The organism is Bradyrhizobium sp. 62, from assembly GCF_023073035.1.
GTDB lineage: Bacteria > Pseudomonadota > Alphaproteobacteria > Rhizobiales > Xanthobacteraceae > Bradyrhizobium.
In genome coordinates, this window is the sequence record NZ_JADPIT010000015.1 from 1537667 (window position 1) to 1547806 (window position 10140).

The window sequence follows — 10140 nt, forward strand, 5'->3', positions numbered from 1 at the left end:
CGGGTTCGTCAGGCCTCGGAAAGAGAGGCGATCAGATATGGTAGGTCTTCAGCGGCGGGATGCCGTTGAACGCCACCGCCGAGTAGGTCGACGTATAGGCCCCGGTGCCTTCGATCAGCAGCTTGTCGCCGATCTCGAGCGTCACCGGAAGCGGATACGGGTTCTTCTCGTACAGCACGTCGGCGCTATCGCAGGTTGGCCCAGCGAGCACGCACGGCGTCATGTCCGCACCGTCATGCGGGGTGCGGATGGCGTAACGGATCGACTCGTCCATGGTCTCGGCGAGACCGCCGAACTTGCCGATGTCCAGATAGACCCAGCGCACCTCGTCTTCGTCGCTCTTCTTCGAGATGAGCACGACTTCGGACTCGATGATGCCGGCGTTGCCCACCATGCCGCGGCCCGGCTCGATGATGGTCTCCGGAATCTGGTTGCCGAAGTGCTTGCGCAGCGCGCGGAAGATCGAGCGCCCGTAGGTCACCACCGGCGGCACGTCCTTCAGGTATTTGGTCGGGAAACCGCCGCCCATGTTGACCATGGTCAGGTTGATGCCGCGCTCGGCGCAGTCGCGGAACACCTGCGAGGCCATCGCCAGCGCACGGTCCCACGCCTTCACCTTGCGCTGCTGCGAGCCGACATGGAAGGAGATGCCGCACGGCTCCAGGCCCAGACGCTTGGCAACGTCGAGTACGTCGACGGCCATCTCCGGGTCGCAGCCGAACTTGCGCGACAGCGGCCATTCGGCGCCGGCGCAGTCGTAGAGGATGCGGCAGAACACCTTTGCGCCGGGCGCGGCACGGGCGATCTTCTCGACCTCGGCGGTGCAATCGACCGCGAACAGCCGAATGCCGAGCGCGAAGGCGCGAGCGATGTCGCGCTCCTTCTTGATCGTGTTGCCGAAGGAGATGCGGTCGGGCGTCGCACCGGCGGCCAGCGCCATCTCGATCTCGGCGACCGTCGCGGTGTCGAAGCAGGAGCCCATGGAGGCGAGCAAAGTCAGCACTTCCGGCGCCGGGTTCGCCTTGACGGCATAGAACACGCGGCTGTCGGGCAGCGCCTTGGCAAAGGTCTGGTAATTGTCGCGCACGACTTCGAGGTCGACGACGAGGCACGGTTCGGTGTCGAGGCCCTCGCTGCGGCGGTTGCGCAGGAATTCCTGGATACGGTCGGTCATAGCACTCTCCCAAACGGCCCAGCGACGGGGATCCGTTCAAAAAATGACGTCGGATAAGAGCGCTCCGGCCAGATCGCGCGATGGAGGCGCGACGAGCCAAAGACTCACATCAGACTGTGCTGCCGTGGATTGGTTGGGAATGTTCCCGCCCGCACACCTGGCAATGAAGGACAAGCCTTTTCAGTAGCCCGCGCCGGCGTTGGACTGCCGGTAGAGACCAAAAAAGCCCGATCCGTCGTTGCTTTAAGTCGCGTCCCCCGTTGAGAGCGGGGTGCGCCGGTTCGCCTCCGGCTGCCAGTCACGGTTGCAAAGAGCAAAGTCACCTTCGACAAGGCATCTCTTTGAGAGAGATGCTGGACGCTCCGGGTTTGCTTTCGTCTTCCGGCTATGAGCCTTCCGACTTCCACACTTCCGAAGAGCCCCTCGGCTTCTTCACCCCTTGGCGGCTGTCCGGCCTCTTGTCCGGATACCTACCGACTGACACACGACCACAGGCACGTGCGAAATTGGGCAATCCGCACATAAGTGTTTTGACTCTGCTTCGCAAGAGATTTTTTAGACTGCGAACAGAATTGCCTAACATCTGCTTGCGCAGTGTTGCGCGAGCGACGCGGAAGATGAACGCGCGTTAAGTTTTCTGCGCGCGTGTCTCTCGCACGCGAGGAAGTGTCAGCCGCGCTTCGTGAATGGCTCGACGCGCTGAGCGGCGCGGATGAAGGCAGTCATCACGAGCACGCCGAGTGCAAACAGCGCGGCCTGAAGGATGTGCGTGCCCTGCTCGCCCAGCCCGAACAGGATCGCGAGCGCCCAGCCGCCGGCAAACGCCGCGCCGAACACCTCGGCGCCGATCAGGATGGCGGCGCTGATGACGGTGATGACGCTCGGCCAGACGATCCGACGGGAAGACGAGGAGGTCGCGTTCATGAGCTCAGGGGTCCTAGGCTTGGAGGGCCGCAATCTCCCCGAAAAGGCAGCCGGGAGCAAGGGCAAATGGCCCAAAAAAGCCCCATCGCGTGCTATAGCTGGCCGCAACAATCGAGCACAAATCGGGACTTGTAATGTCAGAACCCCGCCAAACTACGGACTCCGAGACCAACCCGCTGCTGAAGGCGTGGGTGACGCCGTTTGCGACCCCGCCCTTCGACGAGATCAAGCCGGAGCACTTCCTCCCGGCCTTCGAGCAGGCCTTCGCCGACCACTCCGCCGAGATCGCAGCGATCACCAACGACCCGACCGCGGCCGACTTCGCCAACACCATCACGGCGCTGGAGCGCTCGGGCAAGCTGCTCAGCAAGGTCGCGTCGGTCTTCTACGACCTCGTCTCGGCGGATTCCAACCCGGCCATCCTGGAGATCGACAAGGAGGTTTCCTTGCGGATGGCGCGGCACTGGAATCCGATCATGATGAACGCCGTGCTGTTTGGCCGCATCGCCCAGCTGCACGAGAACCGCGCCAATCTCGGTCTGACGCCGGAACAGCTCCGCCTGCTCGAGCGCACCTACACCCGCTTCCACCGCTCCGGCGCCGGCCTCTCCGAGGAGGCCAAGACGCGGATGGCGGAGATCAACGAGAGACTCGCCCAGCTCGGGACCAGCTTCAGTCATCATCTGCTCGGCGACGAGCAGGAATGGTTCATGGAGCTCGGCGAAGCCGACCGCCAGGGCCTGCCGGAGAGTTTTGTCGCCAGCGCCAAGGCTGCGGCAGAAGAACGCGGCATGGCCGGCAAGGCCATCGTCACTCTGTCGCGCTCCTCGGTCGAACAGTTCCTGAAGAGCTCGGCCCGGCGTGACCTGCGCGAGAAGGTCTACAAGGCCTTCACCGCGCGCGGCGACAACGGCAATTCCAACGACAACAACGCGACCATCGTCGAGGTCCTGAAGCTGCGCGAGGAAAGCGCCAATCTCCTGGGTTACCCGACCTTCGCGGCCTACCGGCTCGAGGATTCCATGGCCAAGACGCCCGAAGCGGTGCGCGGCCTTCTGGAGCGGGTCTGGAAGCCCGCCCGGGCGCGGGCGCTCGCCGACCGCGACGACATGCAGGCGCTGATCACCGAGGAGGGCGGCAATTTCAAGCTCGCCCCCTGGGACTGGCGCTTCTATGCCGAAAAGCTGCGCCTTCAGCGCGCCAATTTCGACGACGCCGCGATCAAGCCGTATCTCGCGCTCGACCACATGATCGCCGCCGCCTTCGACTGCGCCACGCGCCTGTTCGGCGTCACCTTCGAGGAGCGCAAGGATGTGCCGGTCTGGCATCCGGACGTCCGGGTTTGGGAGATGAAGGGGCGGGACGGCAAGCACAAAGCGCTGTTCTATGGCGACTACTTCGCCCGGCCGTCGAAACGCTCTGGCGCGTGGATGACCTCGTTGCGCGACCAGCAGAAGCTCGACGGCGAGGTCGCGCCGCTGATCCTCAACATCTGCAACTTCTCTAAGGGCGCGGATGGGGAACCCTCGCTGCTATCGCCCGACGACGCCCGCACCCTGTTCCACGAGTTCGGCCACGGCCTGCACGGCATGCTCTCCAACGTGACCTATCCGTCGCTGTCGGGCACCTCCGTATTCACCGACTTCGTCGAATTGCCCTCGCAGCTCTACGAGCACTGGCAGGAGCGACCGGAGGTGCTGCAGCAGTTCGCCCGCCACTACCAGACCGGCGAGCCGCTGCCGGACGATCTGCTGCAACGGTTCCTGGCCGCGCGAAAATTCAACCAGGGTTTCGCCACCGTCGAGTTCGTCTCCTCGGCGCTGATCGATCTCGAATTCCACACCCAGCCGGCCTCCGCCGCGCAGGATGTCCGCGCCTTCGAGAGACGCGAGCTGGAAAAGATCGGCATGCCCGAGGAGATCTCGCTGCGTCATCGGCCGACGCAATTCGGTCACATCTTCACCGGCGATCATTATGCCGCCGGCTATTACAGCTACATGTGGTCTGAGGTGATGGACGCCGACGCCTTCGGTGCATTCGAGGAAGCCGGCGACATCTTCGATCCCGCCGTCGCAAAACGTCTGCACGACGACATCTACTCGAGCGGTGGATCGGTTGATCCGGAAGCCGCCTATGAGGCCTTCCGCGGCCGGCCGCCGGAGCCGGACGCGCTGCTGCGCCGCCGCGGCCTGCTCGACGCTCCGAAGGCGGCCTGAGGGCATGCGCGCCCTGTTCGGGCTGCTGCTCGCTGTCGCCCTGTCGCTCGCGGCAGGCGCGGCGCAGGCGCATCCGCATGTCTGGATCACCGCGACCAGTGAACTGCTCTACGCCGAGGACGGCACCATCACCGGCGTGCGCCACGCCTGGACGTTTGACGACATGTTCTCGGCCTATGCCGTGCAGGGGTTGGAGAGCAAGGCCAAGGGTGCCTATACGCGCGAGGAGCTGAGTTCACTGGCGCAGACCAATGTCGAGTCGCTGAAGGAATATGCCTACTTCACCTTCGCGCGAGCCGACGGCAAGAAGGAGCGATTCCAGGAGCCGGTCGACTACTTCCTCGACTACAAGGATACGGTCCTGACCCTGCACTTCACGCTGCCCCTGAAGAACCCGGTCAAGCCCAGGCAATTGGTGCTCGAAGTGTTCGACCGCTCCTTCTTCATCGACTTCCAGATGGCCAAGGACAATCCGGTCAAGCTGGTCGGCGCGCCCGCCGGCTGCCAGATGAAACTTGACCGGCCGAGCGACGGCACCGCGACCGCGCAGAAGCTCAATGAGCAGACTTTTATGAACGGCGAGAATTCCAGTTTCGGCATGATGTTCGCCAACAAGATCACGGTGGATTGCCCTTGAAGCCGCAACTCACGCCCATGGCGCGCGGGCTCGCTGTCTGCGCCGGCGTTCTTCTCGTCGTGGGCGTGACCGATGCGGCGCTCCACGATCTCCTCGCGCAGAACCCGTTCGGCGCGCCGCGTTCGACACAAGCTGCCCAGCCCGAGGCCGGCGGCTTGATCGGCTGGCTGTTGGCAAAACAGTCGGAATTCTATCGGCAGATGTCGGCGACCATCCGCGCCGCGAAGTCCGATGGCTCCGCGGTGTGGACGCTGCTCTTCATCTCGTTTGCCTATGGCATCTTCCACGCGGCTGGTCCCGGGCACGGCAAGGCGGTGATCGCCTCCTATCTCGTCGCCAATCGCGAGACCGCCCGGCGCGGCATCATGCTGTCGTTTGCCTCCGCGTTGATGCAGTCGCTGGTGGCCATCCTGATCGTCGGCATCTCGGCCTGGGTGCTGAATGCGACCGCCAAGACCATGTGCAAGGCGGAAGGCGCGATCGAGATCGCAAGCTACGCGCTGATCGCGCTGTTCGGCCTGCGGCTGGTCTGGGTCAAGGGACGCACCTTCATCCGCGCGCTGCAGGCGGTTCAGGCGGTGCCGGCGATCGCGGGCGTGCCGCATGACCATCATGATCTCGGTCACCACCATCACGATGCGCACGATCATCATGGCCACGATCACGCCCAGGCCCATCATCACCACCAGCATGACCACGTTCACGACGAGCATTGCGGCCATTCCCACGGCCCCACGCCGAGCGAACTCGCCGGCCCCGGTGGCTGGGGACGCGGCTTTGCCGCGATCCTGACCGTCGGCATCCGCCCCTGTTCGGGCGCGATCCTGGTGCTGGTGTTCGCGCTGGCCCAGGGCCTGTTCTGGGCCGGCATTGCCGCGACCCTGCTGATGGGGCTCGGCACCGCGATCACGGTCGCGGCCATCGCTGTGGTCGCCGTCTCCGCCAAGGACATCGCCGCCCGCCTGAGCGCCGGACGCGACGGCGGCGGCGCACTGTTCATGCGCGGCATCGAATTCGCCGCCGCCGGCGTCGTGCTGCTGTTCGGCGCGGGTCTGTTGTTGGGCTACGTCGCGGCCGAACGGACGACGTGTTTCTGAGTTTTTCCCTCACCTTCTCCCGCAAGGGGAGAAGGAAGGAAAGGTGTCACACCGGCAAGAACTGCTTCAACGCTGGCATGAAGAAGATCCCGAGATTGATCGCAAAGCCGATGCTCCAGAGAATGGAGCGCAGCGTCGGGCGGTTGCCGAGATAGGTCAGCACATAGGCGATCCGTACGATCAGGAACAGCACCGCGAGCTCGTCGATCAGGCGCTGCGGCGAATCCCTGTATTCGGCGAGCAGCACCGCAAAGGCGAAGAACGGAAAGGTCTCGATCCCGTTCTGATGCGCGCCGAGCGCGCGCTGAGCGATGGCGTCCTCGAAGAAAGCTGGATCGCGCGGCCGCGAATTGTCGAAGCCGCGAAATCTGATCCATTTGATCGAGACGATCGTTAAGAGATAGAGCAGTAGCGCCCCGAAAACGCACCATTCCGCCAGCGTCATGGTTCTCCCCCTGTGTACTGACCCTAGCGAAACCGCCCCAATCTTGACAAGTTCGGAACAACGCGCGACGCAACGGATCATGATGACAATCGCCCCCAGCCAGGCCGCGATGCCGGCCACGCAGCCCGTCCCCTCGCGCGTCGGTGTGCTCCTGGTCAATCTCGGCACGCCCGATACCGCCGACGCGCGCGGCGTGCGGGTCTATCTGAAGGAGTTCCTCTCGGACGCCCGCGTCATCGAGAATCAAGGCTTGATCTGGAAGGTGGTGCTGAACGGCATCATCCTGCGCACCCGCCCCCGCGCCAAGGCGCGCGACTATCTCAAGATCTGGAACACCGAGAAGAACGAGTCGCCGCTCAAGACCATCACGCGCTCGCAGAGCGACAGGCTCGCGGCCATGCTTTCGGACCGCGACCAGGTCACGGTGGAGTGGGCGATGCGCTATGGTAATCCTTCGATCAAGTCGGGCATCGATGCCCTGATTGCGAAGGGCTGCGATCGCATCCTTGCCGTACCGCTCTATCCGCAATATTCGGCTGCGACATCCGCCACCGTCTGCGACGAGGTGTTCCGCGTGCTTGCCCGCATGCGCGCGCAGCCGACGCTGCGGGTGACGCCGCCTTACTACGAGGATGAAGCCTATATCGAGGCGCTCGCCACCTCGATCGAGACGCATCTGGCGAGCCTGCCCTTCAAGCCGGAGCTGATCGTCGCCTCATTCCACGGCATGCCGAAGGCCTATGTCGACAAGGGCGATCCCTATCAGGGCCAATGCGTCGCGACCACAGAGGCGCTGCGCCGCCGGCTCGGCATGGACGAGACAAAGCTGCTGCTGACGTTCCAGTCGCGGTTCGGATTCGACGAGTGGCTGCAGCCCTACACGGACAAGACCATGGAGCGTCTGGCGAAAGAGGGCGTGCGCCGCATCGCGGTGATCACGCCGGGTTTTTCCGCCGACTGCCTCGAGACGCTGGAGGAGATCGCGCAGGAGAATGCCGAGATCTTCGAGCACAATGGCGGCGAGCAGTTTTCCGCGATCCCCTGCCTCAACGACAGCGACCCGGGCATGGATGTGATCCGAACGCTGGTGCTGCGCGAGCTCCAGGGCTGGATATAGTGAGCCTGGATCCGAGGAGCGCCCCATGAACCGCCGCGAGGTTCTGGCGCTTCTTGGGGTGACTGCGGCGCTGCCGGCCTCGGTGCTGGCGCAAACGAATGCGACGCGCCGGCTCGGCGTGCTCTCGGTCACTGCGGCCGACGATGCGATCGGTCAGACGCGTAGCGCGGTCCTGGTCGAGGCGCTTGCCGGCCATGGCTGGAAGGAGCACGACGGCCTCAAGATTGATTGGCGCAACGGCGGCGGCGACCGCGCACGGATCGCGCAATTCGCCGACGAACTCGTGGCGCTCAAGCCCGACATCCTGCTTGCGGTCGGCACGCCCTCGGTCGAGGAGCTGCGCCGGCGCACGACGACCATCCCGATCGTTTTCGCCGTCGTCACCGATCCCGTCAGCCAGGGCTTTGTCCAGAATCTCGCCCATCCCGGCGGCAATCTCACCGGCTTCACCGATTACGACGGCCCGCTGGCCGGCAAATGGCTGGAGATGCTGACGCAGGTCACGCCAAAACCGTCCCGTGTCTTGGTCGTATACAATCCCGCCACCGCGCCGTTCGCGCCGCTGATGCTGCGTACGATCGAGGACGCTGGCCACGCGCTCGATGTGACGGTGGAGCCCGTGCCGGTCCATGACACCGCCTCGATCGCCGCCCTAGCCCTACGGAAAGACGGCGGCCTACTGGTGCTGCCGGACTTCTTCACCATGTCCAACCGTGCGCTTCTGCTGGCGGCGATCAATGAAGCGCGCGTGCCGGCGGTGTTCTGGAGCCGCACCTTCGTCGACGAGGGTGGCTTGATGTCCTACAGCACCGACAGCGCCGAGCAGCTCCGCCGCGCCGCCTCCTATATCGATCGCATCCTGAAGGGTGCGCGAGCGGCCGATTTGCCGGTCCAGAACCCCACCAGTTTCGAGCTCACGATCAACCTCAAGACGGCCAAGGCGCTCGATCTGGTGATTTCGCCGGCGTTGCTGGCGATCGCCAACTCGGTGGTTGAATAATATCGCCGGCGCTACCCTCCTTCTGGAGAAGTTCGCAATGGTCTGACATAATGCTGGCGGGGTCTGTCGCCCTAGGTTGATGGCGACGGGCGGCATCAAGTGGCGGGCTTCAGTCTATGCGTGCTTGGGTATTTGTCATTGTGGCGGCCTGTGCGCTCGCGGGCTGCAACACGACCGCGGATGTTGCGTCCACGATGTATCCGGACGCGGTGCGGGCCGGCAGCGCCGTCAAGGGCGATGCGGCCATCGTGCTGGTCGGAAACGGCGGCAGCGAAACCATCAATTACCTCCAGTTCGTTCACAGCGGATTTCCTGCGATCAATGCGCGTGGGATCAGCCTTGCCCCGGACGGGTTTGTCGCCATCCCCGTTGCTGTCGGAACGACTGGGCTCGAGCTGCAAAACTACACGACGACGGGGCGCCCGGGTACCTATCTGCCGAATGGGGCGTCGATGGGATTCGTTCCGGTGCATACGCCCAAGGTCGATATCACCTCGCCTGGGCTGTATTATGTGGCGACCGTCTTTCCGGGGCAGCAACGTAGTTTCGAGACAAGGCCGACGGCCGTCCAACTGGCGAAGCTGCGAAAGGAGCGCCCGGAGCTCGCCGGGCTGAAGCCGGTCAATTTCGGCTGGTCCAACTAGTCGCCGCTGGTGAGTCTGCGTCGTTCTTCAATGGCCGGATTCCGGCCGGGCCAAATAAATACACTCGCCGTTCTCCTTGCGGAACTATAGCAACATACCGACGTGAATCGCGACCGCTGAACCGGTAGGGTCGTGATCCCGACCAATGACAGCGCGGGAAAGGGCTTTTTCCCGCCTTGGAGGAAATATGAGCGGTTTCGACATTTTCGCGATTGTGCTGGTTTTGCTGGTCATCGTCACGCTGATTGCCGGCGTGAAAACGGTACCGCAGGGCTATGACTGGACCATCGAGCGATTCGGCAAATACACCCAGACGCTGAGCCCCGGGCTCAATCTGATCGTGCCCTATTTCGATCGCGTCGGGCGCAAGATCAACATGATGGAGCAGGTGATCGACATCCCCGAGCAGGAGGTGATCACCAAGGACAACGCCACCGTGACGGTCGACGGCGTCGCCTTCTTTCAGGTGTTCGATGCCGCCAAGGCGAGCTACGAGGTTTCCAACCTGACGCAGGCCGTTACCGTGCTGACCATGACCAACATCCGTTCGGTGATGGGTTCGATGGATCTCGACCAGGTGTTGTCGCACCGTGACGAAATCAACGAGCGCCTGCTGCGTGTGGTCGATGCCGCTGTCTCGCCCTGGGGCCTCAAGGTCAATCGTATCGAGATCAAGGACATCGTGCCGCCGGCAGACCTCGTCGAGGCCATGGGCCGACAGATGAAGGCCGAGCGCGTCAAACGCGCCGACATCCTTCAGGCTGAAGGTGCGCGCCAGTCCGAGATCCTGCGCGCAGAGGGTGCCAAGCAGGGCCAGATCCTCCAGGCGGAAGGTCGCCGCGAGGCCGCCTTCCGCGACGCCGAAGCGCGTGAGCGGTCGGCGGAA

The 10140-nt window shown here is 63.9% G+C and carries 10 protein-coding genes; 7 read left to right on the forward strand and 3 right to left on the reverse strand.

The window, feature by feature from the left end; translation table 11 throughout:
* Window positions 1-31 precede the first annotated feature (31 nt).
* Window positions 32-1174 (reverse strand): type III PLP-dependent enzyme, encoded by a 1143-nt coding sequence (locus tag IVB47_RS18085; RefSeq protein ID WP_027565545.1) that lies wholly within the window; start codon window positions 1172-1174, stop codon window positions 32-34.
* A 669-nt stretch (window positions 1175-1843) separates the two neighbouring features.
* Window positions 1844-2098, reverse strand: a complete 255-nt coding sequence (locus tag IVB47_RS18090; RefSeq protein ID WP_007597166.1) for a hypothetical protein — start codon at window positions 2096-2098, stop codon at window positions 1844-1846.
* 134 nt (window positions 2099-2232) lie between these two features.
* Between IVB47_RS18090 and IVB47_RS18095 the strand changes: the two genes are divergently transcribed.
* From IVB47_RS18095 to IVB47_RS18105, 3 genes are read left to right on the forward strand one after another with little or no spacing between them, the layout of a single operon-like run.
* A complete protein-coding gene (locus tag IVB47_RS18095) occupies window positions 2233-4314 on the forward strand; it encodes a M3 family metallopeptidase (RefSeq protein ID WP_247462946.1) in 2082 nt (693 codons plus the stop codon).
* 4 nt (window positions 4315-4318) lie between these two features.
* On the forward strand, window positions 4319-4951 hold the full coding sequence (locus tag IVB47_RS18100; RefSeq protein WP_027565543.1) for a DUF1007 family protein: 633 nt from the start codon (window positions 4319-4321) through the stop codon (window positions 4949-4951).
* Window positions 4948-6048: a nickel/cobalt transporter gene (locus IVB47_RS18105; RefSeq protein WP_247462948.1), complete on the forward strand. Its 1101-nt coding sequence runs from the start codon at window positions 4948-4950 to the stop codon at window positions 6046-6048. Before IVB47_RS18100 ends, IVB47_RS18105 begins: the two co-directional genes overlap by 4 nt.
* 46 nt (window positions 6049-6094) lie before the next feature.
* Here the strand turns inward: IVB47_RS18105 and IVB47_RS18110 are convergent, their stop codons facing one another.
* Complete coding sequence (locus IVB47_RS18110) at window positions 6095-6493, reverse strand: MAPEG family protein (protein WP_027565541.1); 399 nt, start codon at window positions 6491-6493, stop codon at window positions 6095-6097.
* A 79-nt stretch (window positions 6494-6572) separates the two neighbouring features.
* Here IVB47_RS18110 and hemH point away from each other — a divergent pair, with 79 nt between their 5' ends.
* The 4 genes from hemH to IVB47_RS18130 all read left to right on the forward strand — a co-directional run.
* Window positions 6573-7610 carry a ferrochelatase gene (gene hemH, locus IVB47_RS18115; RefSeq protein WP_247462950.1) on the forward strand — a complete coding sequence of 346 codons (1038 nt, stop codon included), beginning with the start codon at window positions 6573-6575 and terminating at the stop codon, window positions 7608-7610.
* Between the two features lie 25 nt (window positions 7611-7635).
* Entirely contained in the window at window positions 7636-8610 is a 975-nt protein-coding gene (locus tag IVB47_RS18120; protein WP_247427923.1) for an ABC transporter substrate-binding protein, read from the forward strand.
* 194 nt (window positions 8611-8804) lie between these two features.
* Window positions 8805-9254 carry a hypothetical protein gene (locus IVB47_RS18125; RefSeq protein WP_247427927.1) on the forward strand — a complete coding sequence of 150 codons (450 nt, stop codon included), beginning with the start codon at window positions 8805-8807 and terminating at the stop codon, window positions 9252-9254.
* A gap of 187 nt (window positions 9255-9441) precedes the next feature.
* Window positions 9442-10140: SPFH domain-containing protein (locus tag IVB47_RS18130; RefSeq protein ID WP_247462952.1), on the forward strand; the 699-nt coding region annotated here is incomplete at its 3' end.